This window comes from Streptomyces sp. BE303 (assembly GCF_036290945.1).
In the GTDB taxonomy this organism is placed as follows: domain Bacteria; phylum Actinomycetota; class Actinomycetes; order Streptomycetales; family Streptomycetaceae; genus Kitasatospora.
In genome coordinates this window covers 1-24,530 of sequence record NZ_JAQYWZ010000713.1, presented here as the reverse complement: position 1 = coordinate 24,530, position 24,530 = coordinate 1, and the positions used below count along the sequence as shown (strand labels likewise).

The following is a 24,530-nucleotide window of genomic DNA, read 5'->3' as shown; positions in this document are numbered from 1 at the left end:
GTCGGACGAGGACCGTCGGTCGAGGGCCGCCGCGCGAGGACCGCCCGGTGGGGGGAAAGCCGGACGGGGTCCGGCGCGCTCGCGCCGGACCCCGCCCCGCCTTCGTCCCGCGCCCGCGGGCGCCGGTGTCGGTCAGGCCTTGCCGCCCGCCGCCTTCTGCTCGGCGAAGCGGACCAGGGTGCGGACCGCGGTCGCGGTGCCGCCCTTGGGGGTGTAGCCGAACGGCGCGCCCTCGTGGAACGCCGGACCGGCGATGTCCAGGTGCGCCCAGTCGATGCCCTCGGCCACGAACTCCTTCAGGAAGAGCCCGGCCACCAGGCCGCCGCCCATCCGCTCGCCCATGTTGGCCAGGTCGGCGATGGTCGACTCGGTCATGCCCTTGCGCAGCTCGGGCGGCAGCGGCATCGGCCAGGACTGCTCGCCCACCTCGCCCGAGGCGGCGTGCAGGATCGAGCGCAGCTCGTCGTTGTTGGCCATCACGCCGAAGGTGCGGCTGCCCAGCGCCAGCATCATCGCGCCGGTCAGCGTCGCCACGTCGACGATGACGTCCGGCTTCTCCTCGCCGGCCCGGACGATCGCGTCGGCCAGCACCAGGCGGCCCTCGGCGTCGGTGTTCAGGACCTCGACGGTCTTGCCGCCGTACATCCGCAGCACGTCACCCGGGCGGGTCGCCGAGCCGGACGGCATGTTCTCGGCGAGCGCCAGCCAGCCGGTGATGTTGACGGCCAGGCCGAGGCGCTTGGCGGAGACCACGGCGGCGAACACCGCGGCGGCACCGGCCATGTCGCACTTCATGGTCTCGTTGTGACCGGCCGGCTTCAGCGAGATGCCGCCCGAGTCGTAGGTGATGCCCTTGCCGACGAACGCCAGGCTCGCCTTGGCCTTCGGGTGGGTGTACGCCACCTTCACCAGCCGCGGCGGGTTGGTCGAGCCGTTGCCGACGCCCAGCAGGCCGCCGAAGCCGCCCTTGAGCAGCGCCTTCTCGTCCAGCACCTCGACCTTGAGGCCGTGCTCCTTGCCGGCCGCCTGGGCGATCGCGGCGAAGCCCTTCGGGTTCAGGTCGTTCGGCGCGGTGTTGACCAGGTCGCGGGCGCGGTTCATCTCCTCGCCGACGACGAGGGCGCGCTCGACGGCAGCCTTGGCGTCCTTGCTGCCCTTGCGGGTCGAGAGCAGGATCAGCTCGCCGACCGGCTCCTTGCCGCCGCCGCTCTTGTAGGTGCCGAACGCGTAGGCGCCGAGCAGGCCGCCCAGCGCGACCGCCTCGGTCTCCTCGGCCGACTCGGCCGGAAGGGCCAGCGCGGCCTTCTTGCTGCCGGCGAGGGCCCGTGCGGCGACACCGGCGGCGCGGCGCAGGGCCTCCAGCTCGTAGGAGCCCTCGGCGGTGTCACCGAGGCCGACCGCGAGCACGAGCGCGGCCTTCAGGCCGGCGGGGGAAGGCACCTTGACGGCCTCGCCCTCGGCGCCGGTCGCGCCCAGCGTGCTGAGGATCTCGGCCAGCTTGCCCTCGAACGCCTCGCTCACGGCCTCGGCGCCGGGGGCCAGCACAATGCCCTTGGGGCCCTTCGCGACACCGATCACCAGGGCGTCCGCACGCAGCGAGGCGGCGGAGGAGGTGCTCACAGACAATGCAGTCACGTAATGCGTCCTGTTCTTTCGCGGTCCACGGCCGGTCGCGGCGCGGGTGCCGCACCGGCGCAGCCCGGAACCGCCGGCCGGGCTGTCCGGCCGGCGCCCGCCGGACCCGGGGCCCCTGGCTGTGTGCCCCCGCCGGCTCCGCGGCGGACGCATACACCAGAGGCCCCGGCGCCCCAACGCGCGTCGGCCGGGCAGGACCTGCGACGGTGCAGGGCTGCGATGCTCCCCGCATGGTAGTCCGCATGCCGAGATCACGCGCCGCCCGGTGTACCGCCTCCGGGTGCCGGGGTTCCGGCCCCGTCCTCAGCCCGCCAGGGCGAGGACCAGCAGCGCACCGGTCGCGGCGGTCTCCGCCATCGCGCCGAGCACGTCGCCCGTGATCCCGCCGAAGCGTCGCACGCAGCGTCGCAGCAGGATCCAGGCGCAGCCCGCACCCGCGACAACGGCCAGCGGCAGTCGCAGGGATGACCATCCGTCAACGGCCCCGGCGGTCGCGGTCAGGAGCGCCGCCGCGGCGGTCGACAGCGCCGCCGCGGCGGTCGACAGCGCCGCCGCGGCCGGGGTCACCGTGCTCGCCACCATCGCACCGAGCCCGCCCGGGCGGGCGGCCGGCACCGACCGCAGGCATCCCCAGGTGAGCGCGCACCGCGCGGCCACGGCCGCGGCGAGCACCGCCAGCGCGCCGCGCAGGGGGGAGACCGCGAACTGCCCGGCGAGTGCGGCGACCTGCGCCAGCAGGACCAGCACCAGGGTGAGGACGCCGAACGGCCCGATGTCCGACTGCTTCATGATGCGCAGCGCGTCCTCGGCCGGTCGGCCGCTGCCCAGGCCGTCGGCGACGTCGGCGAGCCCGTCCAGGTGCAGTCCGCGGGTCAGTGCCGCCAGTACCCCGACGGCCGCGACCGCGCCGAGCGGGCCGCCCGCGCGCCAGGCCACCAGCGCCCCGGCGCCCGCGGCCGTCGTGCCGAGGACGAGTCCGACCAGGGGGGCGGCGAGCATCGCCCGGCCGCCCGCGGCCCGGTCCCAGCGCTCGACCCGGACCCGCAGGACCGACAGCGTCCCGAAGGCGAACCGCAGGCCGTCCACCCACCCGGCCCGCCCGTCCGGTTCCCGCTCGCCCGGCCCCTGTGCGTCCGGTCCCGGTGCGCCCGGTCCCCGCTCGTCCGTCATCGTCCGCGCCTCCACCGTGACCAGCCTCCCGCATTCCCCGGCGGTCCGCCCCCGCGCACGGCGAAGGCCCCCGGTCCGCCGGACCGTCGTCGTGGACGGCCGGCGGGCCGAGGGCCCGGGGCGTGTCTGACCGACTCCCGGCCGTCCTACGGCCGACCGAGCAGCTCCGCCGCCGACGGCAGCTTCGCCGGCTCCTTCGGTGCCGCCTGCACGAACGGCGCCGGCACCTTCTCCGCGAGCGTGTCCGACGCGGCCTGCAGCAACGGGAGCGCCATCAGCGCACCCACGCCCTCGCCCATGGTGATGCCCTGCTCCTGCAGCGGCGTCAGCGTCAGCCGGTCGTACGCCTTCGCCTGCGCCGGCTCGCCGCTGGACTGCCCGGCCCGCCACCACTCGGGCGCCCGGAACGCGATCCGCTGCGCGACCAGGGCGCACGCCGACGAGACCACGCCGTCCAGCACCACCGGCAGCTTCCGCACCGCGGCCTGCAGCAGGAACCCGGTGATCGCCGCGAAGTCCGCACCGCCGGTCGCACCGAGCAGTGCCAGCTGGTCGCCCAGCACCGGCCGGGCCCGCCGCAGCGAGTCCCGGACGGTCGCGCACTTGACCATCCACACCTTGTCGTCGACGCCCGAGCCGCGGCCGGTGACCGCCGCCGCGTCCGTCCCGCAGAGCGCGCCGACCAGCACCGCGGCGACGGTGGTCGCGCCGACCCCGAGGTCGCCCAGCACCACCAGGTCGGTCCCGGTGTCGGCCTCCTCGTCGGCGACGGCGATCCCGGCCCGGAACGCCTTGACGGTCTCCTCCGGGCTGAGCGCGTCCTCGACGTCGATCCGCCCGGAACCGCGCCGCACCCGGTGGGCGGTCACGTCGTCGGGGAAGTCGGCGGGGTCCGCGTCGACCGCGACGTCGACCACCCGTACCTCGGCACCGAACCGCCGGGCGAGCAGGGCGACGGGCGCGGTGCCGTCGAGGACGGCCCGGACGCGCGCCGCCGTACCGCCCTGGGCCGGCAGCCGGGAGACGCCGAGGGCCGCCACCCCGTGGTCGGCGGCGAACAGCACCACCTTGGGAGCCGAGAGCGGCCGCACGGGGGAGCGCCCCTGCACGGACGACAGCCAGGCGCCCAGCTCCTCCAGCTTGCCGAGGCCGTTGCGCGGCCGGTCCAGCTCCTGCCAGCGCTCCTCGGCGGCGCGCCGGGCACTCTCGTCGGGGCGTTCGACGAGCGAGGAGAACGTATCGAGATCCACGGTCGTGTCCATCGTCCGGAAGGCTACACGCCGCAGGTGTTCAGCCGACGGGCGGCTTGACGGTGAGCACCTGCCCGGCCACCACCAGGAGCACGCGCTCGGACGCGTCGGCGACCGCCATGTTGAGCCGGCCCAGGGTGTCGCGGAACCGGCGTCCGGCGGCGGTGGCCGGGACGACCCCCATGCCGACCTCGTTGCTGACCGCCACCACCGGCCGACCGGTCGCGGCCCACGCCGCGGCCAGCGCGTCGCAGCGGGCCTGCACCGCCGCCTCGCCCCCGTCGGCCCAGACCCGGTCGTCCCAGGCGCCGCACTCGTCCATGACGGAGGTGAGCCAGAGCGCCAGGCAGTCGATCAGCACCGGCGCCGGGTCGGCGGCGTCCGCCAGCACCGCCTCCAGCGCGCAGGTCTCGGCGGTGCGCCAGCTCGCCGGCCGCCGGTCCCGGTGCAGCGCCACCCGCTGGGCCCACTCGGCGTCCCCGTCGCGGGTGCCGCCGGTGGCCACGTACAGCACGTCCCCGTACGGGGCGAGCAGCTGCTCGGCCCTGGTCGACTTGCCGGACCGGGCGCCGCCGAGGAGGAGCGTGCGGGGCAGCGGGGCGTCATCAGTCATGCGCCCCATCCTCTCCCACCGCGCATACCGAAGACCCTGGTGGGCAACCTGAGGACTTAGGCTGCGCAGCACAAGCGCGTCATCAGCGATCGGCAGTGATCGCCAGTGGGAGGAGCCGGGCATGGTCTGGACGTGGCGGTACGAGAAGACGGACGGCACCGCGGTGGCCCCGGGCGACGGCCAGGTGGAGGAGTTCGCCGGCCAGGGGGACGCCGAGACCTGGATCGGGGAGGCCTGGAAGCAGCTGGCCGAGGACGGCGTGGACACCGCCGTGCTGCTGGACGACGGCCGTGAGATCTACTCGATGAGCCTGCACGAGGGCTGAGGCCCGGGGGTGACGGCTCCGGGAGCTACTTCATCCCGATGACGTGGAGCAACGCGGCGACCTGCCGGTAGGGGTCGGTCCGGCCGGCGAGCTCCTCGGCCTCCAGCAGCTGGGCGAGCTGCCGGCCGTCGACCGGCGGCGCCGCGTCGTCGGGCGCGTTGTCGGTGAAGACCCGGACGCCGTACCAGTGCCGCAGCGGTACGGACACCTCGGAGAGGGTCACCGCGAGGTCGGTGATCCGGTCGGCGCGGGCCGCCAGCCCGAGCCGGTTGTAGTACCGGTCGCTCTCGAAAGCGTGCAGGGCGGCCCGCCAGTCACCGGCGGCGGCGGGCCGCAGGGCCAGCGCGTCGCGGTTGCGGACCAGCAGCGAGAGCAGCCCGCCGGGCGCGAGCAGCCGGGCGAGCGAGGCGATCATCGGATCGGGGTCCGGGAGGTACGTCAGGACGCCGTGGCAGAGCACGACGTCGAAGCTGCGGGCGCCGAACCAGCGTCCGCACTGGTGGCCGTCGCCGATGAGCAGCTGGATCCGGTCGCGGACCTCGTCCGGCTCCTCGGCCAGGGCCCCCTGGGCGACGCCGAGCGCGTCCGGGTCGGAGTCGATGCCGGTGACGTAGTGGCCGGCCCTGGCCAGCCGCAGTGCCTGGGTGCCCTGACCGCAGCCGATGTCGAGGACGCGCTGGGCGCTGCGCCCGGCGAGCTGCTCGGCGAGCTGCCGGGCGACCATCTCCTGCCGGACGAGGTTGCGCAGGGTGCCGAGGCGCTCCAGCCAGTGGCCGGTGCCGCCGGCGAAGGAGCCGCTGCGCGAGGGCAGCCGGCGCTCGTGGCCGGCCCGCTCCTGGGCGAACCGGTCGTGGCCGCCGTCGCCCTGCCCCGGGAGCGCGTAGAGGCCGGGCCCGTCCCAGACGGGAGGGGCCCAGCCGGAGTCCACCGGTTCGGCGGTCAGGGCTTCTCTCCGCGCCGCACCTGCGGCTTGGGCAGCCGCAGCCGGCGCATCTGCAGGATGCGCATCAGGCCGTAGGCGACCGCGCCGCGGGTGTTCTGCCCGGCGAACCGCTCGGCCAGCTGCTTGCGCAGACCGAAGCCGAGCCGGACGAAGTCCAGGATCACCAGGACGAAGAAGAGCAGGAACAGCACCGTGGAGAGCAGCTGGAGGGCCTGCACCTTGACGATGCTGAGGACCAGGATGAGGACCGCGGCGGGGAGGAAGAACTCGGCGAGCGACCAGCGGGCGTCGACGTAGTCCCGGGTGAACTTGCGCACCGGGCCCTTGTCGCGGGCCGGCAGGTGGCGCTCGTCGCCCTCCAGCAGCGCGGTGCGCTGCTTCTCGCGCTCGGCGCGCATCCGCTCGCGGGCCTGTCGGGAGGCCTCCTTGCGGTCCTTGGGCACGGTCACGCGGGTACGCCGGTGGGCTTCGGCCTCACTGCGCTTGGGCGTGGGCCGGCCCTTCTTCGCCTGCGGATCGCGGGGCTGGGTCGTCTCGTCCTGCTTCTCCAGCACGGCGGCGGAGGCAGCGGCATCATCTGAACGGCGTCGGAACACACCACCAGCGTACGGGGTGCGGGGCGGCTTCTTCCGATGTCCTCGGACCCAAACGCATATCGATCGGGTCCGATAGCCGGTCGGTACGGGTTTCCCGGGGGTTTCCCGTAGGGGATCACTCCGCCGACCGGAGCGTGGGACTAGGACGGTATCCACCCCGCGGAGGAGGCCGTACGGGGGTCGGCTGTAGCAGGCTTGTTGCAGGCAGGTGCACTGCGGCGACGGGCTCGCTGCACATACACTCGTCGTGTCTGGTAACGAGATAGAGACCGCAGGCCGGAGAAGGGGGCACCCGAGGCCCATGAGCGACGGAATCATGAAGCGTATGGGGCTGATCTTCCGCTCCAAGGCGAACAAGGCCTTGGACCGCGCGGAAGACCCGCGAGAGACGCTCGACTATTCGTACCAGAAGCAGCTTGAGCTGCTGCAGAAGGTGCGACGGGGCGTCGCGGACGTGGCCACCTCGCGCAAGCGTCTGGAGCTCCAGCTGACCCAGCTGCAGCAGCAGTCGGCGAAGTACGAGGACCAGGGCCGCAAGGCGCTCTCGCTCGGCCGGGAGGACCTCGCCCGCGAGGCGCTGACCCGCAAGTCGAACATGCAGTCCCAGATCAACGACCTGCAGACGCAGTACCAGCAGCTGCAGGCCGAGGAGGAGAAGCTCACGCTCGCCTCCCAGCGGCTGCAGGCCAAGGTGGACGCCTTCCGCACCAAGAAGGAGACCATCAAGGCCACCTACACCGCGGCCCAGGCGCAGACCCGGATCGCCGAGTCCTTCTCCGGTATCTCGGAGGAAATGGGCGACGTGGGCCTGGCCATCCAGCGGGCCGAGGACAAGACCGCCCAGATGCAGGCCCGGGCCGGTGCGATCGACGAGCTGCTGGCCTCCGGCGCGCTCGACGACGCCAGCGGTCTCGGCCGCAAGGACGACATCGAGGCCGAGCTGGAGCGCGTGGCCGGCGGTTCCGACGTCGAGCTGGAGCTGGCCCGGATGAAGGCCGAGCTGACCGGTGGCTCCCCGGCCTCCGGCCCGCAGGCCATCGAGCAGGGCCGTCCGCAGGACGCGGCCCCCCAGCAGGACTCCCCGCGCATCAACTACAACAAGTGATCTGAGCTCCACCCCGGAACACCTTCGGGAACATTCCCCAGGAACAGGGAGACGCACGGCATGATCATGAGGGTCATGGGTGAGGGGCAGTTCCAGGTGGGCGAGACCCATCTGAACCGCCTCAACGAGCTCGACGACGAGCTCCTCACCGCACTGGAGTCGGGGGACGAGGAACACTTCCGCCGGGCGCTCGGTGAGCTGCTCGGCGCGGTGAAACAGTTCGGCACCCCACTGCCGGACGACTCCCTGGAGCCGTCCGACCTGATCCTCCCGGATGCCGATGCGACGATCGACGAGGTCCGGCAGTTGCTGCGGGACGAAGGTGACGGCCTGATCCCGGGAGTTTCCGGATAGCCGCCGTCTCCGCGCCAGACACCAGGGCGGGCCCCCTCCACCAGGGAGGGGGCCCGCCCGTCTGCGGTCCCGCACCGGCCGGCCGCGACCGGGAGCGGTACGGCGGGCCCGCTACGGCAGGGCCAGCATCCGGTCCAGCGCCGCCTTGGCGTACTTCTCGGTCTCCGGGTCGACCCGGATCACGTTCGGCACCCGGCCCTCGACCAGCGACTCCAGCGCCCAGACGAGGTGCGGCAGGTCGATCCGGTTCATGGTGGAGCAGAAGCAGACCGCCCGGTCGAGGAAGACGATCTCCTTGTCCGGGTGCGCCTTGGCGAGCCGGCGGACCAGGTTCAGCTCGGTGCCGATGGCCCACTTGGTGCCGGGCTCGGCGGCGTCCAGCGCCTTGATGATGTACTCGGTCGAGCCCACCATGTCGGCCGCCGCGACGACCTCGTGCTTGCACTCCGGGTGCACCAGGACGGTGACGCCGGGGATCCGGGTGCGGACGTCGTTCACCGAGTCCAGGCTGAACCGGCCGTGCACCGAGCAGTGGCCGCGCCAGAGGATCATCTTCGCGTCGCGCAGCTGCTCGGCGGTGAGGCCGCCGTTCGGCCGGTGCGGGTTGTAGACGACGCAGTCGTCCAGCGAGAAGCCCATGTCCCGCACCGCGGTGTTCCGACCGAGGTGCTGGTCGGGCAGGAAGAGCACCTTCTGGCCCTGCTCGAAGGCCCACTCCAGGGCCCGCTTCGCGTTGGAGGAGGTGCAGATGGTGCCGCCGTGCCGGCCGGTGAAGGCCTTGATGTCGGCGGAGGAGTTCATGTACGAGACCGGGACGGTGACGTCGGCTATGCCGGCGTCGGTCAGCGCGTCCCAGCACTCGGCGACCTGCTCGGCGGTGGCCATGTCGGCCATCGAGCAGCCGGCCGCGAGGTCCGGCAGCACGACCTGCTGGGCGTCGCCGGTGAGGATGTCGGCCGACTCGGCCATGAAGTGCACGCCGCAGAAGACGATGTACTCGGCCTCCGGGCGGGCCGCCGCGTCGCGGGCGAGCTTGAAGGAGTCGCCGGTGACGTCGGCGAACTCGATCACCTCGTCGCGCTGGTAGTGGTGGCCCAGGATGAAGACGCGGTCGCCGAGCGCGGCCTTGGCCGCGCGGGCGCGCTGGACGAGGTTCGGGTCGGAGGCCGGTGGGAGGTCGCCGGGGCACTCGACGCCGCGCTCGCTGTTCGGGTCGGCCTCGCGGCCGAGCAGCAGCAGAGCGAGCGGCGTCGGAGTGGGGTCGACGCCGTAGGTCTCGGTGATGGTGGTGGTCACGGGCGAGTGCCCTTCTGTGCGGCCGATCGGGCGTGCAGCCTTTTCGTCTATCTGACGCAATCTATGATAACCGGTTAGCGTCAGAGTGACGATGGCCGTCCTGGCGATGTGACGAGAACCGCTTGCCGGTTCGGAGCGCCGCGGGGGGTGCGCGGTGCGTGAGAGACGGGTGCGCGGTGGGCGCGCGGTGCGGCCGGAGGGAAGTTGCGACCCGGTCCGGCGTGGCCGAGCCGGGATCCGGCCGGACCGCGTTTGGCTGGGTGCATGAAGGCAATCGCGATCCGCCGCTACGGCGGCCCCGAGGCGGTGGAGTACACCGACCTCCCGGACCCGAAGGTCGGCCCGGACTCGGTACTGGTGCAGGTCAGGGCGGCCGGGGTGAACCCGGTGGACTGGAAGGTGCGGGACGGCAGGCTGGACGGTCTGCTCGACGCGCACTTCCCGCTGGTGATGGGCTGGGACGCGGCCGGGGTGGTGCGCGCGGTCGGCGGCGGGGTCACCGAGTTCGCTCCCGGCGACGAGGTCTACGGCTACGTCCGCAAGGACGCGGTCGAGCACGGGACCTACGCGGAACTCGTCGCCGCGCCCGTCCGCACCCTGGCCCGCAAGCCGGCCGCGCTGGACTGGGCGCAGGCCGGCGGACTGCCACTGGCCGGGCTCACCGCCCTCCAGGCCCTGCGGGCGGTCGGCGTGAACGCGGGTGACACCGTGCTGGTGCACGCCGCCGCGGGCGGGGTCGGCCACCTCGCCGTCCAGCTCGCCCGGGCCGCCGGCGCCCGGGTGATCGGCACCGCGGGCGAGCGCAACCACGCCTACCTGCGCGGTCTCGGCGCCGAGCCGGTGGCCCACGGCGAGGGCCTGGCGGACCGGGTCCGCGCGCTGGCGCCGGAGGGCGTGGACGCCGCGCTGGACCTGGTCGGCGGCGACGCCGTCGAGGTCTCGGCCGGTCTCGTCGCGGATCCGGCGCGGATCGCCTCGGTCGCCGACTTCGGCGTGAAGGCGCGCGGGGGTCACTACGTCTGGGTCCGTCCGGACGCCGCCGGGCTGGCCGAGCTGGCCGAGCTCGCCGACGAGGGGCGGCTGACCGTGACCGTCGCGTCCACGTTCCCGCTGGCCCAGGCCGCCTCGGCCCAGGCGCTCAGCGCGGAGGGCCGGACCCGGGGCAAGATCGTGCTGCTGGTGGACTGAGGCGCCGGGGCCGGTCGACCGAAGCCCGTCATCTGCGAGCGGTGGACTCGGTCCTGTCATCCGCCAGAATGGTGCAGAACCGTTTCGGCGGGCCGTTGTCGCCCCGCCCCCGTCCCCGATGCCGCACGACCCGTGGAGCCCCGCACCGATGAGCAGCAGCCGAGCGCACGAGACGGTCGGGGCCTCCCTGGACGAGACCGACCGCCTGCTCCTCGCCCGGCTGGCCCGCGACGGCCGCGCCTCGTACGCCGAGATCGGGCTGTCGGTGAACCTCTCCGCCACCGCGGTCCGCCGCCGGATCGACCGGCTGCGGGCGCGCGGGGTGGTCCGCGGTTTCACCGTGGTGCTCGACCCCTCCGTCCTCGGCTGGCAGACGGAGGCGTTCGTCGAGGTCTACTGCCGCGAGCGGACCGCGCCCGAGGAGATCCTGGCCAGCCTGCGCCAGTTCCCCGAGGTGATCGCCGCCTGGACGGTCACCGGCGACCCGGACGCCCTGGTCCACCTGCGCGCCGCCGACATGCGCCATCTGGAGGCGGTCATCGAGCGGATCCGCCGGGAGCCCGGCGTCCAGCGCAGCCGCTCCTCCGTCGTCCTCTCCCAGCTCATCGGCTGACCTCCGGACGGCCCGGTCCAGCCCTGCGCAGGAATCCTGCGCGGGGCGCGTCGAAGACGCCCGAAACCTGCCTGACCGGCCGCGTTCCGACGCGCGGCGCAGGCCCCGCGCTGCCTACGCTGATCACGTCCGGCAGAACGGTGCCCGTTCCCGTGCCGTCGGGCCCTCCCCGACCCCCCACAGCCGAGAGGGACACCCGTGTCCGCAGCACCCGACCGCATGCACCGGCCCGACAGCGACCTGGTCGACCTGGTTTTCGACTACATGCGCGACCGTCTGCAGTACGACCCCGTCCCGCTCGACCACCCCGGCGACGGGGAGCACCTGCGCACCCAGCTGTCCGGCCTGATCAACCGGGACGGCAACGACCCGGCCGACGTGCTCAAGCTGTACGACCACGAGCTCTCCCGCGCGGTGATCTCCGCCGACAGCCCGCGCTACCTGTCGTTCATCCCGTGCGCCCCGACCAAGGCCGCGCTGCTCTTCGACATGGTCGTCTCCTGCGCCTCGCTCCAGGGCATCTCCTGGCTGGAGGCGGCCGGCGCCATCGCCGCCGAGAACCAGGTGCTGCGACTGATCGCGGACCGCGCGGGCATGCCCGGATCGGCCGGCGGCACCTTCGTCTCCGGCGGCTCGGCCGGCAACCTCTCCGCCCTCGTCGTCGCCCGCGACACCGCCCGCCGCCGCCTCGCCGAGCAGGGGCTGCCCAGCGGGCCCGAGGTGCGGCTGCGGATCGCCGTCGCCGACCAGGTGCACTCCTCGGTCAAGAACACCTTCAACATCATCGGCGTCGAGGCCTTCAAGGTCCCGACCGTGAACCGCCGGTTCACCGGCGAGGCGCTGCGCACCGCCCTGGCCGCCGACCCGAACCCCGAGACCGTGATCGCGGTCGTCGGCACCGCCGGCACCACCAACGAGGGCATCGTCGACGACCTCCAGGGCCTCTCCGAGGTCGCCCGCGAGCGCGACCTGTGGTTCCACGTGGACGGCGCCTACGGCGGCGCGGGCCTCTTCGCCCCCTCCGTGCGCGCCCGCTACGACGGCATCGAGCACGCCGACTCCTTCGTGGTGGACCCGCACAAGTGGCTGTTCGCCCCGTTCGACTGCGCCGCGCTGATCTACCGCAACCCCCAGCTCGCCCGCGCCGTGCACACCCAGGACGCCTCCTACCTGGACGTGCTGCACACCGAGGGCGACGAGTGGAACCCGACCGACTACGCCTACCACCTGACCCGGCGGGCCCGCGGCCTGCCGCTCTGGTTCTCGCTCGCCGTGCACGGTGTCCAGGCGTACACCGACGCCATCGAGGCCGGCCTCGAACTGGCCCGGGACACCGCGCAGCTGATCCGCGACACCGAGCACCTGGAGCTGCTGTTCGACCCGCAGCTCTCCGCCGTCTGCTTCAAGCGGACCGGCTGGACCAACGCCGACTACTACCGCTGGTCGCAGCAGCTGCTCGCGGACCAGATCGGTTTCGTCACCCCCACCGGCTGGGACGGCGAGACGGTCGCCCGGTTCGCCTTCCTGCACCCCGGGACCACCATGGAGATGGTCCGCGAGATCCTGGACACGATGAGCTGAGGTCACGCTCGCCGAGCCCCCGCCGGGCCTGCCCGGCGGGGGCTCGGCGTCACAGCAGCGCGCCGTTCGGCAGGTACGGCGCCGGCGGGCGCATCCCGCGCAGGCCCAGGTAGCCGCGGGTCTCCAGGGTCAGGCCCAGTTCCAGCCCGACGTCCAGCGCCCACTCCTGCTCGGCGGTCAGGTGGTCCACCCGGGCCTCCGTGCCGTCCGGCACCCGGGCGAGTGCCTCGCGCAGCAACCGGACGGCGATCCGCTTCGAGGACGCCGCCAGCAGCCTGATCTCGCCGCCGTCCCGGTAGCAGTAGCCGCTGCCCGCCAGCGCGTCCGCGACCAGCAGCTCCTCGCAGTGCGCCAGCATCAGCTCGTGGTCCGGGCCGTGCGCGGCGCCGCGCAGCCGCCGGTCCACCGAATCCAGCAGGTGCCGGTGCGAGGCGTTGCCCGGGTGCACCGGGATGTCCCCGGGATCGAGCAGCCCGGCCCGGTCCACCTTGCCGGTCAGCCGCATCGCCGGGTGCAGGGTGAACCCCGCCAGCCGGTAGCGGCGGGCGGCCGCCGGGGACGGCGGGGCGCAGAGCATCCCGCGCAGGCAGCCCCGCCCGTACGCGGCGGCCCGCTCCAGCAGCAGCCGGCCCACCCCCCGGCCCTGTGCCCCCGGCACCACCGCGAAGAGGGCCAGCACCCACACCCCCTCGCGGCGCAGCGACAGCACCGTGCCGATCGGCTCGCCGCCGATCTCGGCCAGCCAGCAGCCCTGCGGGTCGGTGCGGACGAGATGTCTGGTCCGGGCCAGCGGCAGGACCGGGGAGCGGGTCCGGTCACCGGCCCCGGGGGAGTCGGGCAGCGAGGCGGAGGCGGCGCGGGCGATGTGCTGGACGACCTCCGCGTCGGCGGCGGTGTCCTGGACCAGGCGCAGGATCATGGCGTCCATCCTGGCGGCCCGGGTGTCGCCGCGGGGCCGGTTCGCCGGGATCGGACCGTTCGGGCGGTGACCGTTCGCCCCGCCGGTGTGCGAGCATGGGGAGCGTAGGGGAGCGGCTGGCACACCCGGCCCACGGAAACCCCGCCGCCACGAACCAGTCGAAGACGTTCGCCGTCCGGGAAATGAATCCGGGCGGTTGTCGGTTGGTACTGGCGGCAGACCGTCGTCAAGACCGGGAGAAAGCAGATGACCGTCCAGGACGAGACCACCGTAGAGAGTGGCATCCTCCTCACCGACGCCGCCGCGGGCAAGGTCAAGGCCCTGTTGGAGCAGGAAGGCCGCGAGGACCTCGCACTTCGGGTCGCCGTCCAGCCCGGTGGCTGCTCCGGCCTGCGTTACCAGCTGTTCTTCGACGAGCGCTCGCTCGACGGCGACGTCCTCAAGGACTTCGACGGTGTCAAGGTCGTCACCGACCGGATGAGCGCCCCGTACCTTGGCGGTGCCACCGTCGACTTCGTCGACACCATCGAGAAGCAGGGCTTCACGATCGACAACCCGAACGCCACGGGCTCCTGCGCCTGCGGCGACTCGTTCAACTAGTCGTCCGAATTCGTTCGGTCGATGATCTGAACGAAGGCGGCCCCGGGACTCCCGGGGCCGCCTTCGTCGTGTCTGCGGGAACGTTTCCGCAGAGGGGGCGCGGGGTCTTCCGCTACGGGGTGCCGGCGATCTCCGGTCCGACCGGCTCCGCCCCGACGTGCGGGTCGGCCTCCAGCGGCACCTCACGGCCGGTCGCCAGGTCCGTCACCGTGCGGCCCTGCAGGGGCTGCTTCAGGTCGGAGACCACCGTCTGCCGCTTGGCCAGATCGGCGCAGGCCTGCCCGGCCGGGACCGGGGCCGCGACGGTCACCCGGATGTCGACCCGGCCCGGGTGCGACTCGTCGGCCTTGAGCGCGTACCGCTGGCAGATCCCGCCGTAGAACCAGACCGTCAGCCTGTTGCCGTCCACCCGGTAGGTGATCGCCGGGTGCACCTGCGAGCCGTTGGGCGGCGGCTCGCCGACCGCGATGCCGTTGCCGCCGGGGGGAGTCTGCGCCGGGGTCGGCGTCAGCGCCGGTGCCGGGGTGGTGGTGGCCGGTGGCGGACTGGCCGGCCGCGGATCGGGGGTGGTCGCCGTGGGATCGGCCGGCGGGGTGGTCACCGGAGCCGGGGCCGACGGGGACGCCGGGGCCGACCCGGGCGCCGACGGGGTCTCGGCGGTGCCCGCCGCGGGAGGGGCAGGCGCGCTCGCCGAGGGCGCCGCGGTACCGGAGGCCGCCGCGTCCGAACCCGACTTCGCTCCGTCGCCGCACCCGGCCAGCACCGTCGCCGCCGCCAGTACCAGACCCGCCAGTGTCACCGCGCGTGCCCGGCCGGAACGCCGGGGCATCGTCTCCAGATCCATCTGTACTTCCTCCCGAGGGCTCAGCGGCACGCCTCCGGGGCCGCACCGCGCCGATGTGACGTGCGCCGGACGAATCCGGTTCCCGTCCGAGCCCGGCGGGTGCTCCGGCAGGGGCCTACAGCCCGTACTCGGGCATCCCCGCGACCAGCCGCTGGGTCCGCGAGGGGACCCTGAGCGCCGCCCGGGCGGGTGCGGCGTCCTGCGGACCGGTCGCCAGCAGCGGCCAGAACCGCCTCAGTCGCCGCGAGGAGTCCACCAGCGCGTCCAGCGAGTCGCCGTCCGCGTCGCCGAGCAGGGCGGGCGGGACCCGCAGCGGGTGGTGACTGGGCATCATCGGCCATCACTTCCGATCCACCGGTGCCGTGACGGGGGTGCCACGGGCCTGGGCGGGGCCGGGAACGGCCCCCTGTCTGCGACCCTAGGCCGGTCGTCCGGCCCCCACCAGAGCTACCGGTTGGTAGTACACCGTAGGGGGCGGAGGGTGCCGCCGAAGGCGTTCTTGCTGGCTCCCGCCCCCTGCCGGGTACCGTGAGTGGGTTCACCCACCGCCCTTCCACGGCCCTGCCGCCCTTCTGAGGAGACCCCGTGCGTATCGCCGTCGCCGGCTCGATCGCGACCGACCACCTGATGACCTTCCCGGGCCGGTTCGCCGACCAGCTCGTCGCCGAGCAGCTGCACACCGTGTCGCTGTCCTTCCTGGTCGACACCCTGGACATCCGCCGCGGCGGTGTCGCGCCCAACATCGCGTTCGGGATGGGCGTCCTGGGCCTGCGCCCGGTCCTGGTCGGCGCGGCCGGCGCGGACTTCGCGGAGTACCGCAGCTGGCTGGAGCGCAACAACGTGGACTGCCGGTCCGTCCACATCTCCGAGACCCGGCACACCGCGCGCTTCATGTGCACCACGGACGAGGACCACAACCAGATCGCGTCGTTCTACACCGGCGCCATGGCGGAGGCCCGCAACATCGAGCTCAAGCCGATCGCCGACCGGGTCGGCGGCCTGGACCTGGTCCTGATCGGCGCGGACGACCCGCAGGCGATGGTCCGCCACACCCAGGAGTGCCGCACCCGCGGCTACGCCTTCGCGGCCGACCCCTCCCAGCAGCTGGCCCGCCTCGACGGCCACGACATCCGCCAGATCGTCGACGGCGCCGCGTACCTCTTCACCAACGAGTACGAGGCCGCGCTGATCGAGACCAAGACCGGCTGGGACGCCGACGAGATCCTCGGCCGGGTCGGCACCCGGATCACCACCCTCGGCAGCAAGGGCGTCCGGATCGACCGCAAGGGCGAGACCCCGATCGTGGTCGGCTGCGCGCCCGAGAACAGCAAGACCGACCCGACCGGCGTCGGCGACGCCTTCCGGGCCGGTTTCCTGGCCGGCCTCTCCTGGGGGCTGGAGCTGGAGCGCGCCGCCCAGCTCGGCTGCATGCTCGCCACCCTGGTCATCGAGACCGTCGGCACCCAGGAGTACGAGCTGCGCCCGACCGCGTTCCTGGAGCGCTTCGAGGGCGCCTACGGCGCCGAGGCGGCCGCCGACGTCCGGGCGCACCTGGTCAAGTAGTCCGCCGCACCAGGTAGGCCACGCCCCGGTCGCCGCCGTACTCGGCGGCCGGGGCCTCGCCCAGGTACTCCTGCCCGCGCATCCCGCACCAGGCGGGTACGTCCAGCCGGGCCGCCTCGTCGTCCGCCAGCACCGCGACCGTCCCGCCCAGGGGGACTCCGCCGATCCGCCTGGCCAGCTCGATGACGGGCAGCGGGCAGCGCTTGCCGAGGGCGTCGAGGACGGTCGTCCCCCCGGCCGCGTGCGGATCCCCGCCCGCGTCCGGCTCCCCGGCCGGACCCGAGGGCCCGGACTCCGGCGCGCGCTCCGGGGGCAGCGTCAGGTCCAGCCCCAGCGGGGCGCGGACACCGGCCACCAGCCCGGGCAGCACGGTCAGGAAGCGCTCGACGTCCGCCTCCGCCGCGCCGAACGGCAGCGAGACCCGGACGTTCCCCTCGGTGAGGACGCCCATGGCGGCCAGGACGTGGCTGGGGGTCAGCGTGGACGAACTGCAGGAGGAGCCGGAGGAGACCGCGAACCCGGCCCGGTCCAGCTCGGTCAGCAGCACCTCGCCGTCCACGTACAGACAGGAGAAGGTGACGACGTGCGGCAGCCGCCGCACCGGGTCGCCCACCACCTCCACCTCGGGCACCAGCTGCGGTACCCGGGTCCGGATCCGTTCGACCAGCGCGTGCAGGCGGGCGTTCTCCCGGTCCGCCTCGGCCCGTACCGCGCGCAGGGAGGCCGCCGCGGCCACGATCGCCGGCACGTTGACGTACCCCGGGACCCTGCCGCCCTCGCGCTCGTCGGCGGGCAGCGGCGAGGAGTACCGGACGCCCTTGCGCACCGCGAGCACCCCGACCCCGGCGGGTCCGCCCCACTTGTGCGCGGAGGCGGCCAGCAGCGACCAGCCGCCCGGCACGTCCACCCGCCCGGCGCTCTGCGCGGCGTCCACCAGCAGCGGCACGTCCCCGCACACCTCGGCCACCTCGGCGACCGGCTGGACGGTGCCGACCTCGTGGTTGGCGGACTGCAGCACCGCGAGCGCGGTGTCCGGCCGCAGCGCCGCCGCGAACCCCCCGGGGGCGGCCCGGCCGTACCGGTCCACCGGGACGACCGAGACCTCGCCACCGGCGGCCTCGTGCCGTTCCGCGGCGTGCAGCACGCCGGAGTGCTCGACGGCCGAGTGCACCAGGTGTCCGCCGCGGCGCCGGTTCCCGGCCAGGGCGCCCAGCACACCGAGGTGCACCGCCTGGGTCCCGCTCGCGGTGAAGGCGATCTCGTCGGCCCGGCAGCCGAGGACCCCCGCCACCGTCTCGCGGGCGGCGTCCAGGAGCATCCGGGCCTGCCGCCCGGACCGGTAGAGCCGGGCGGGGTCGGCCCACCCCTCGTCCAGGGCGGCGGTCAGCGCCTGCCGCGCGACGGGGTGGAGCGGTGCGGTGGAGGCCACGTCGAAGTACACGGTCACATTTAACGACACTCCCGGGTGTATTCCGGCGTGCCCCGGGTGCTTACCGACCGTCAGTCGATCACCCCGAATGTCCGAATAGTCCACGTCCGACGGACTGTCACGTACGTCGTCCGAGGTCATCCCCCGATCGGGCGTACGGACCCCTAATGCCTAGGATGACCTGCGGCGCAGCCCCTGCCGGGCCTGATCGGGTGTCCGGGCGGCGCGTTACCGGGACCTGCCCGTCAGCAGCGCATAAGGCTGGAGTAGGGTTTGGCCCGCATAAGCATTCAAACCGTGCCCGTGGTCGGGTCGCCGGGAGGCAGCAACCTCTCCGGGGCGACGCGAAGGCGGGCGAGACTTCGGGAAGGCGCTACGTGAGTCCCAACGGCTCCGACCGCTCGCCGCGGCGCACGATGCGGCGGAAGCTGCCTCAGGCGCTGGCACTGGGCCTCGTCATCGCGACCGCCACCGGCTGCTCGGCCAACGACCTCCCCAGGCTTGGCCTCCCGAGTCCCGTCACCGAGGAAGGGCCCCTGGTCCTCCACATGTGGCAGGGCTCCTGGATCGCGGCGCTGGTGGTCGGCGTACTGATGTGGGGTCTGATCATCTGGAGCGTGATCTTCCACCGGCGCAGCCGCACCGGCGTGCAGGTCCCTCCGCAGACCCGGTACAACGTGCCCATCGAGGCGCTCTACACCGCGGTCCCCATCATCATCGTGTCGGTCCTCTTCTACTTCGTCGCCCGCGACGAGTCGAAGCTGATCGCCGTCTCCGAGAAGCCGCAGCACACCGTCAACGTGGTGGGCTTCCAGTGGAGCTGGGCGTTCAACTACGAGAACACCGAGAACCCCGACCCGGCCAACCAGGACGCGGCGTACGACGTGGGCACCCCGCAGGCGGCGCCGACCCTGTACCTGCCGGTCAACGAGACGGTGCAGTTCCGCCTCACCTCTCGTGACGTCATCCACGACTTCTGGCCCATCAACTTCCTGATGAAGATGGACGTCGTGCCGGGCGTGGTGAACAAGTTCGAGGTCACCCCGACCGTCAAGGGTGAATACATGGGCAAGTGCGCCGAGCTCTGCGGCGTCGACCACTCGCGCATGCTGTTCAACGTGAAGGTCGTCGACCGTGCCGAGTACGACCTTCACCTGAAGGAGCTCCGGGCCAAGGGGCAGACCGGCGCGGTGCCCTCCGGCATCACGACCATGGGAAGTGAAGAGAAGTGACCATCCTCAACGAGCCCGCCGCGGCCGGCGGGGGCGCCGGGGCCGTCACGGTCGGGGCGCAGCGGACCCGGAAGCCGGGTTCCACCATCATCAAGTGGCTGACCACCACTGACCACAAGACGATCGGCACCCTCTACCTGGGCACGTCGTTCGCCTTCTTCCTGATCGGTGGCGTCCTCGCCCTGGTCATGCGCGCCGAGCTCGCTCGTCCCGGGACCCAGATCCTGTCGAACGAGCAGTTCAACCAGGCGTTCACCATGCACGGCACGGTCATGCTGCTGATGTTCGCGACGCCGCTCTTCGCCGGCTTCGCGAACTGGATCATGCCGCTCCAGATCGGTGCCCCGGACGTCGCGTTCCCGCGTCTGAACATGTTCGCCTACTGGCTGTACCTGTTCGGCTCGCTGATCGCCGTCGCCGGCTTCATCACCCCGCAGGGCGCCGCCGACTTCGGCTGGTTCGCCTACGCGCCGCTGTCGGACGCGGTCCGCTCGCCGGGCATCGGCGCCGACATGTGGATCATGGGTCTGGCCTTCTCCGGCTTCGGCACGATCCTCGGTGCGGTCAACTTCATCACCACGATCATCTGCATGCGCGCGCCCGGCATGACGATGTTCCGGATGTCGATCTTCGTCTGGAACGTCCTGCTGACCGCCGTGCTGGTCCTGCTGGCCTTCCCGGTGCTGGCCGCCGCGCTGTTCGCCCTGGAGGCGGACCGCAAGTTCGGGGCCCACGTCTTCGACCCGGCGAACGGCGGGGCGCTGCTCTGGCAGCACCTGTTCTGGTTCTTCGGTCACCCCGAGGTGTACATCATCGCGCTGCCGTTCTTCGGCATCGTGTCCGAGGTCATCCCGGTCTTCAGCCGCAAGCCGATGTTCGGCTACTCCGGCCTGATCGCGGCCACCATCGCGATCGCCGGTCTGTCCGTGACGGTGTGGGCCCACCACATGTACGTCACCGGCCAAGTGCTTCTGCCGTTCTTCTCGTTCATGACCTTCCTGATCGCGGTCCCGACCGGTGTGAAGTTCTTCAACTGGGTCGGCACCATGTGGAAGGGCTCGCTGAGCTTCGAGACCCCGATGCTCTGGACGGTCGGCTTCCTGGTGACCTTCCTCTTCGGTGGTCTGACCGGTGTCCTGCTGGCCTCCCCGCCGATCGACTTCCACGTCTCGGACTCGTACTTCGTCGTCGCCCACTTCCACTACGTGGTCTTCGGCACCGTCGTCTTCGCGATGTTCGCCGGCTTCCACTTCTGGTGGCCGAAGATGACCGGCAAGATGCTGGACGAGCGCCTCGGCAAGATCACCTTCTGGACGCTGTTCATCGGCTTCCACACCACCTTCCTGGTGCAGCACTGGCTCGGCGCGGAGGGCATGCCCCGCCGCTACGCCGACTACCTGGCGGCCGACGGGTTCACCACCCTGAACACCGTGTCGACCATCGGCTCCTTCCTGCTCGGCCTGTCGATCCTGCCGTTCCTCTACAACGTCTGGAAGACCGCCAAGTACGGGGAGAAGATCGAGGTCGACGACCCGTGGGGCTACGGCCGTTCGCTGGAGTGGGCGACCTCCTGCCCGCCGCCGCGGCACAACTTCCTCACGCTGCCCCGGATCCGCTCGGAATCCCCGGCCTTCGACCTCCACCACCCGGAGATCGCGGCGCTGGACTACCTCGAGAACCACGGTGAGCCGGCCAAGCACCTCGCCGGTGTGACCCCGGCGAAGTACGACGCCCCGCAGCTGGGCAAGGGCAAGAAGGGTGGGGACGCCTGATGAAGGAACAGGGCAAGATCTTCCTGGGCCTGGCGGTCTTCGTGCTGGCCATGGCCATCACCTACGGGCTGTGGACCAACAGCTCGGACACCGGCATCGAGGCGGCGGGCACCACCGCGCTGTTCCTCGCCTTCGCCCTCTGCGCCTTCATCGGGTACTACCTCGCCTTCACCGCCCGCCGGGTGGACAGCGGCGCGGGTGACAACCCCGAGGCCGAGGTCGCGGACGACTCCGGCGAGCTGGGCTTCTTCGCCCCGCACAGCTGGCAGCCGCTCTCGCTGGCGATCGGTGGCGCACTGGCCTTCCTCGGTGTGATCTTCGGCTGGTGGCTGCTGTACTGGTCGATCCCGGTGATCCTGATCGGCCTCTTCGGCTGGGTCTTCGAGTTCTACCGCGGCGAGAACCAGAACCAGTAGGTCCCCGCCACTCGCACAGGGCCGGGCATCCCGCACGGGATGCCCGGCCCCGTTGCGTCCCCGGAGTGACGGGCTCACCCTCCCGGCGCAACGGCGCGCCGCCCGGATGTCGCTCGGCCGGACCGGTTCCTACGATCTGATCAATCGTGCGAACCCCCGGAGGCGGTCATGGCCGACAGGCGCGGAATCGCGGGTATCGGCGGCATCTCGCTGGCCCTGGCAGTGCTGGCCCCGCTGGCCGGCTGCACGTCCGGAAGCGGCGACGACCTCGCCGGGACCGTCCGTACGGTCGACGCCGCGCGGCTGGTCCATCTCTCGGCGACCGAGCAGGTGGACCCGTCCCAGCCGGTCACCGTCACCGCCGAGCAGGGCAGCCGGCTCACCGACGTCACGGTGGTCGGCCCGGACGGCCGGGTGGTCGCCGGGCGGCTCTCCGAGGACCAGCGCAGCTGGCAGACCACCGGGCGGCTCAAGGCCGCCACCACGTACACCGTCCGGATCGCCGCCGACGACGGCAAGGGCGGCCGCGGTGAGACCACTGCGGGGTTCGCCACCGTCGCCGCCCAGCGGCTGCTGGCCGCCAAGCTCGGCCCGGACTCCTCCGGCAGCGGCGTCTACGGGGTGGGCCAGCCGCTCACCGTCCAGCTCTCCGAGGCGGTGAAGGACCCGCAGGCCCGCCAGGAGGTGGAGCGGGCCCTCACCGTCACCTCGCAGCCGGCCGTCACCGGCGGCTGGTACTGGGTGGACGACAGGAACCTGCACTTCCGCCCGGAGCAGTACTGGCCGACCGGCACCACCGTCAGCCTCGCCTTCGAGGGCACCGGCAGCCGGATCGCGGACGGCCTGTACGGCGGCGACCGGGCCGCCCTGGCGCTGCGGATCGGCGAACGGGTCGAGACCGTGGTGGACGCGGCGGCCCACGAACTCACCCTGAAGCGTGACGGCCAGGTGGTCCGGACGATCCCGGTCACCACCGGTAAGCCGGGGTTCGACACCCGCAACGGCGTCAAGGTGGTGCTCGGCCAAGAGCGCAAGGTCCGGATGAGCGGCGAGACGATCGGGATAGCGGCCGGCAGCGAGGAGTCGTACGACCTCGACGTCGAGTGGGCGACCCGGGTCACCTGGAGCGGCGAGTACGTGCACGCGGCGCCCTGGTCGGTGGGCGCTCAGGGGGTCGAGAACGTCAGCCACGGCTGCACCGGCATGAGCACCGAGAACGCCCGCTGGTTCTACCAGAACACCAGGGTGGGGGACCTGGTGACGGTGGTGAACAGCCGCGGCAAGGGCATGGAGTCGTTCGGCAACGGCTTCGGGGACTGGAACATCGCCTGGACGGACTGGGTCGGGCACAGCGCCCTCGGGCAGCCCGTCAGCACCACCGCGCCGGTCACCCGGGCCCCCGCCACCGGGATGATCGCCCCGCAGCTCTGAGGGGCCCGCCGGGGCCCTCCTCAGCCCTCGCCCGCCCCGTCGCGGTAGGCCAGCCGGAGCGCGGTGTCCACGGCCCCCAGGGCGTCCGGCAGTGGCAGCCCGAGCCGCCTGACCCGCTCGGCGTACTCGGCGGCCGCCGCGGCGGCCAGCCGGTGCGAGGCGTCGCCGACCGCGGCGATCAGGGTGCCGCGCCGGCCGTGGGTCTCCACCACGCCGTCCGCCTCCAGCTCCCGGTAGGCGCGGGCGACCGTCCCGGCGGCCAGCCCCAGCTCCTCGGCCAGCGCCCGGACGGTGGGCAGCCGCAGCCCGGTCGCCAGCTCGCCGCTGCGGGCCTGCCCGGAGATCTGGGCGCGGATCTGCTCGTACGGGGGAGTGGTGGAGGCCGGGTCGACGGACAGCTGCACGGAAGGGCTCCTGAGGTTCGGGCGGGTCGGGATCGGTCGGGTCGGGGCGGAACAGCCCGAGGGCCGCCGACCAGATGAACTCTGGTCAGCGGCCCTCGGGGGTGACGCGGGGTGCGTACGGGATCAGTGGTGGCCGTGGCCGCTGGTGATCTCGTGGTGCTCCTCGGCGGTGGGCTTGGAGATCTGGCTGCCCTCGCCGTAGAAGCCGCGGGAGAGCTTCGCCCGGGTCCGGGTGATGACGTTGGCCTTGCGGGCCACGCCGTTCTCGTCCGTCGCGGCCGGCAGCTCGAACGGCTGCTGCTGCTCGTGCGCGGTGAGCGTGTGCAGCTCCTTCTGCGGCAGCTGGGCGTGCACCTCGACGAACTCGCCGTGCGGCAGGCGCTTGATGACGCCGGTCTCGCGGCCGTGCAGCACCTTCTCCTTGTCACGGCGCTGGAGGCCGAGGCACCAGCGCTTGGTGATGATGAAGACGAGCACCGGGATCACGAACATGCCCACGCGGACGAAGTACGTGACCGAGTTGATCGACAGGTGCAGGTGGGTGGCGAACAGGTCGTTGCCACCGGCCATCAGCAGGATCAGGTAGAGGCTGATCCAGGCGGCGCCCAGACCGGTGCGGACCGGTGCGTTGCGCGGGCGGTCCAGGATGTGGTGCTCGCGCTTGTCGCCGGTGATCCAGCCCTCGATGAAGGGGTAGACCGCGATCGCGGCCAGCACCATCGGGAAGATCGCCAGCGGCACCATGACACCCAGGTTCAGGGTGTGGCCCCAGAGGCTGATCTCCCAGCCCGGCATGATGCGGATCAGGCCCTCGGAGAAGCCCATGTACCAGTCGGGCTGGGCGTCGGTCGACACCTGGTCCGGCCGGTACGGGCCGTACGCCCAGATCGGGTTGATCGTGGCGATCGCCGAGATGACGGAGATGAGACCGAACACCAGGAAGAAGAAGCCGCCGGCCTTGGCCATGTAGACCGGCATCAGCGGCATGCCGACGACGTTCTTCTCGGTCTTGCCGGGGCCCGCCCACTGGGTGTGCTTGTGGTAGAAGACCAGGATCAGGTGGGCGACGAGCAGGCCCAGCATGATGCCCGGGATCAGCAGCACGTGGATGGTGAAGAAGCGCGGCACGATGTCGTGGCCGGGGAACTCGCCCCCGAACAGGAACATCTGGATGTAGGTGCCGACCAGCGGGACGGCGAGGATCGCGCCTTCCATGAAGCGGATGCCGGTGCCCGAGAGCAGGTCGTCCGG

General features: G+C 72.6%; 25 protein-coding genes. 12 read left to right on the top strand and 13 right to left on the bottom strand.

What is annotated here, in order from left to right; genetic code table 11:
• Positions 1–132: 132 nt before the first annotated feature.
• The 4 genes from PUR56_RS19735 to cobU form a co-directional block, all read right to left on the bottom strand.
• Positions 133–1,635: a leucyl aminopeptidase gene (locus PUR56_RS19735; protein ID WP_329949895.1), complete on the bottom strand. Its 1,503-nt coding sequence runs from the start codon at positions 1,633–1,635 to the stop codon at positions 133–135.
• A 303-nt stretch (positions 1,636–1,938) separates the two neighbouring features.
• Positions 1,939–2,805 (bottom strand): adenosylcobinamide-GDP ribazoletransferase, encoded by an 867-nt coding sequence (locus tag PUR56_RS19730; RefSeq protein WP_329949894.1) that lies wholly within the window; start codon positions 2,803–2,805, stop codon positions 1,939–1,941.
• A gap of 146 nt (positions 2,806–2,951) precedes the next feature.
• Entirely contained in the window at positions 2,952–4,067 is a 1,116-nt protein-coding gene (locus tag PUR56_RS19725; protein WP_329949893.1) for a nicotinate-nucleotide--dimethylbenzimidazole phosphoribosyltransferase, read from the bottom strand.
• Positions 4,068–4,095: 28 nt separating this feature from the next.
• A complete protein-coding gene (gene cobU / locus PUR56_RS19720) occupies positions 4,096–4,668 on the bottom strand; it encodes a bifunctional adenosylcobinamide kinase/adenosylcobinamide-phosphate guanylyltransferase (protein ID WP_329881692.1) in 573 nt (190 codons plus the stop codon).
• Positions 4,669–4,789: 121 nt separating this feature from the next.
• Here cobU and PUR56_RS19715 point away from each other — a divergent pair, with 121 nt between their 5' ends.
• On the top strand, positions 4,790–4,993 hold the full coding sequence (locus PUR56_RS19715) for a hypothetical protein (RefSeq protein ID WP_329881691.1): 204 nt from the start codon (positions 4,790–4,792) through the stop codon (positions 4,991–4,993).
• A 25-nt stretch (positions 4,994–5,018) separates the two neighbouring features.
• Here the strand turns inward: PUR56_RS19715 and PUR56_RS19710 are convergent, their stop codons facing one another.
• Positions 5,019–5,717, bottom strand: a complete 699-nt coding sequence (locus PUR56_RS19710) for a class I SAM-dependent methyltransferase (RefSeq protein WP_329949916.1) — start codon at positions 5,715–5,717, stop codon at positions 5,019–5,021.
• 215 nt (positions 5,718–5,932) lie between these two features.
• Positions 5,933–6,532, bottom strand: a complete 600-nt coding sequence (locus PUR56_RS19705; RefSeq protein WP_329881690.1) for a DUF3043 domain-containing protein — start codon at positions 6,530–6,532, stop codon at positions 5,933–5,935.
• 301 nt (positions 6,533–6,833) lie between these two features.
• Between PUR56_RS19705 and PUR56_RS19700 the strand changes: the two genes are divergently transcribed.
• A complete protein-coding gene (locus PUR56_RS19700) occupies positions 6,834–7,637 on the top strand; it encodes a PspA/IM30 family protein (protein WP_329881689.1) in 804 nt (267 codons plus the stop codon).
• Between the two features lie 60 nt (positions 7,638–7,697).
• Positions 7,698–7,991 (top strand): PspA-associated protein PspAA, encoded by a 294-nt coding sequence (gene pspAA / locus PUR56_RS19695; protein WP_329881688.1) that lies wholly within the window; start codon positions 7,698–7,700, stop codon positions 7,989–7,991.
• 111 nt (positions 7,992–8,102) lie between these two features.
• On the opposite strand, the gene nadA is transcribed toward pspAA, so the two are convergent.
• A complete protein-coding gene (gene nadA / locus PUR56_RS19690; RefSeq protein WP_329881687.1) occupies positions 8,103–9,287 on the bottom strand; it encodes a quinolinate synthase NadA in 1,185 nt (394 codons plus the stop codon).
• Positions 9,288–9,551: 264 nt separating this feature from the next.
• On the opposite strand from nadA, the gene PUR56_RS19685 reads away from it, so the two are divergent.
• The 3 genes from PUR56_RS19685 (at position 9,552) to PUR56_RS19675 (ending at position 12,669) form a co-directional block, all read left to right on the top strand.
• Complete coding sequence (locus PUR56_RS19685; protein WP_329949892.1) at positions 9,552–10,475, top strand: NADP-dependent oxidoreductase; 924 nt, start codon at positions 9,552–9,554, stop codon at positions 10,473–10,475.
• Positions 10,476–10,623: 148 nt separating this feature from the next.
• A complete protein-coding gene (locus PUR56_RS19680; RefSeq protein ID WP_329881685.1) occupies positions 10,624–11,088 on the top strand; it encodes an Lrp/AsnC family transcriptional regulator in 465 nt (154 codons plus the stop codon).
• Positions 11,089–11,286: 198 nt separating this feature from the next.
• Positions 11,287–12,669, top strand: a complete 1,383-nt coding sequence (locus PUR56_RS19675) for a pyridoxal phosphate-dependent decarboxylase family protein (protein ID WP_329949891.1) — start codon at positions 11,287–11,289, stop codon at positions 12,667–12,669.
• A gap of 49 nt (positions 12,670–12,718) precedes the next feature.
• On the opposite strand, the gene PUR56_RS19670 is transcribed toward PUR56_RS19675, so the two are convergent.
• Positions 12,719–13,588: a GNAT family N-acetyltransferase gene (locus tag PUR56_RS19670; protein WP_329881683.1), complete on the bottom strand. Its 870-nt coding sequence runs from the start codon at positions 13,586–13,588 to the stop codon at positions 12,719–12,721.
• Positions 13,589–13,834: 246 nt separating this feature from the next.
• Here PUR56_RS19670 and PUR56_RS19665 point away from each other — a divergent pair, with 246 nt between their 5' ends.
• Positions 13,835–14,188: a HesB/IscA family protein gene (locus PUR56_RS19665; RefSeq protein ID WP_329881682.1), complete on the top strand. Its 354-nt coding sequence runs from the start codon at positions 13,835–13,837 to the stop codon at positions 14,186–14,188.
• A 112-nt stretch (positions 14,189–14,300) separates the two neighbouring features.
• On the opposite strand, the gene PUR56_RS19660 is transcribed toward PUR56_RS19665, so the two are convergent.
• The gene (locus PUR56_RS19660; RefSeq protein ID WP_329949890.1) at positions 14,301–15,032 is read right to left on the bottom strand and encodes a hypothetical protein; all 732 of its coding nucleotides are present in this window, start codon (positions 15,030–15,032) and stop codon (positions 14,301–14,303) included.
• 115 nt (positions 15,033–15,147) lie between these two features.
• On the bottom strand, positions 15,148–15,366 hold the full coding sequence (locus tag PUR56_RS19655) for a hypothetical protein (protein ID WP_327676422.1): 219 nt from the start codon (positions 15,364–15,366) through the stop codon (positions 15,148–15,150).
• Between the two features lie 251 nt (positions 15,367–15,617).
• Between PUR56_RS19655 and PUR56_RS19650 the strand changes: the two genes are divergently transcribed.
• The gene (locus tag PUR56_RS19650; protein WP_329949889.1) at positions 15,618–16,595 is read left to right on the top strand and encodes a carbohydrate kinase family protein; all 978 of its coding nucleotides are present in this window, start codon (positions 15,618–15,620) and stop codon (positions 16,593–16,595) included.
• Here the strand turns inward: PUR56_RS19650 and PUR56_RS19645 are convergent.
• Positions 16,588–18,165 carry a cysteine desulfurase/sulfurtransferase TusA family protein gene (locus tag PUR56_RS19645; protein ID WP_380353429.1) on the bottom strand — a complete coding sequence of 526 codons (1,578 nt, stop codon included), beginning with the start codon at positions 18,163–18,165 and terminating at the stop codon, positions 16,588–16,590. The two genes, PUR56_RS19650 and PUR56_RS19645, sit on opposite strands and share 8 nt — an antisense overlap.
• A gap of 236 nt (positions 18,166–18,401) precedes the next feature.
• Here PUR56_RS19645 and ctaC point away from each other — a divergent pair, with 236 nt between their 5' ends.
• From ctaC to PUR56_RS19625, 4 genes are all read left to right on the top strand, one after another.
• On the top strand, positions 18,402–19,256 hold the full coding sequence (gene ctaC, locus PUR56_RS19640; protein WP_329949887.1) for an aa3-type cytochrome oxidase subunit II: 855 nt from the start codon (positions 18,402–18,404) through the stop codon (positions 19,254–19,256).
• Positions 19,253–21,028: an aa3-type cytochrome oxidase subunit I gene (gene ctaD / locus PUR56_RS19635; RefSeq protein ID WP_329881677.1), complete on the top strand. Its 1,776-nt coding sequence runs from the start codon at positions 19,253–19,255 to the stop codon at positions 21,026–21,028. Before ctaC ends, ctaD begins: the two co-directional genes overlap by 4 nt.
• Positions 21,028–21,444 (top strand): cytochrome c oxidase subunit 4, encoded by a 417-nt coding sequence (locus PUR56_RS19630; RefSeq protein WP_329949886.1) that lies wholly within the window; start codon positions 21,028–21,030, stop codon positions 21,442–21,444. The genes ctaD and PUR56_RS19630 overlap by 1 nt, the downstream gene beginning before the upstream one ends.
• 168 nt (positions 21,445–21,612) lie before the next feature.
• Complete coding sequence (locus tag PUR56_RS19625) at positions 21,613–22,875, top strand: L,D-transpeptidase (RefSeq protein WP_329949885.1); 1,263 nt, start codon at positions 21,613–21,615, stop codon at positions 22,873–22,875.
• 20 nt (positions 22,876–22,895) lie between these two features.
• Here PUR56_RS19625 and PUR56_RS19620 read toward each other — a convergent pair whose 3' ends face one another.
• Together PUR56_RS19620 and PUR56_RS19615 are read right to left on the bottom strand one after the other, a co-directional pair.
• The gene (locus tag PUR56_RS19620) at positions 22,896–23,279 is read right to left on the bottom strand and encodes a GntR family transcriptional regulator (protein WP_329881674.1); all 384 of its coding nucleotides are present in this window, start codon (positions 23,277–23,279) and stop codon (positions 22,896–22,898) included.
• A gap of 123 nt (positions 23,280–23,402) precedes the next feature.
• Positions 23,403–24,530: cytochrome b (locus tag PUR56_RS19615; RefSeq protein ID WP_329949884.1), on the bottom strand; the 1,128-nt coding region annotated here is incomplete at its 5' end.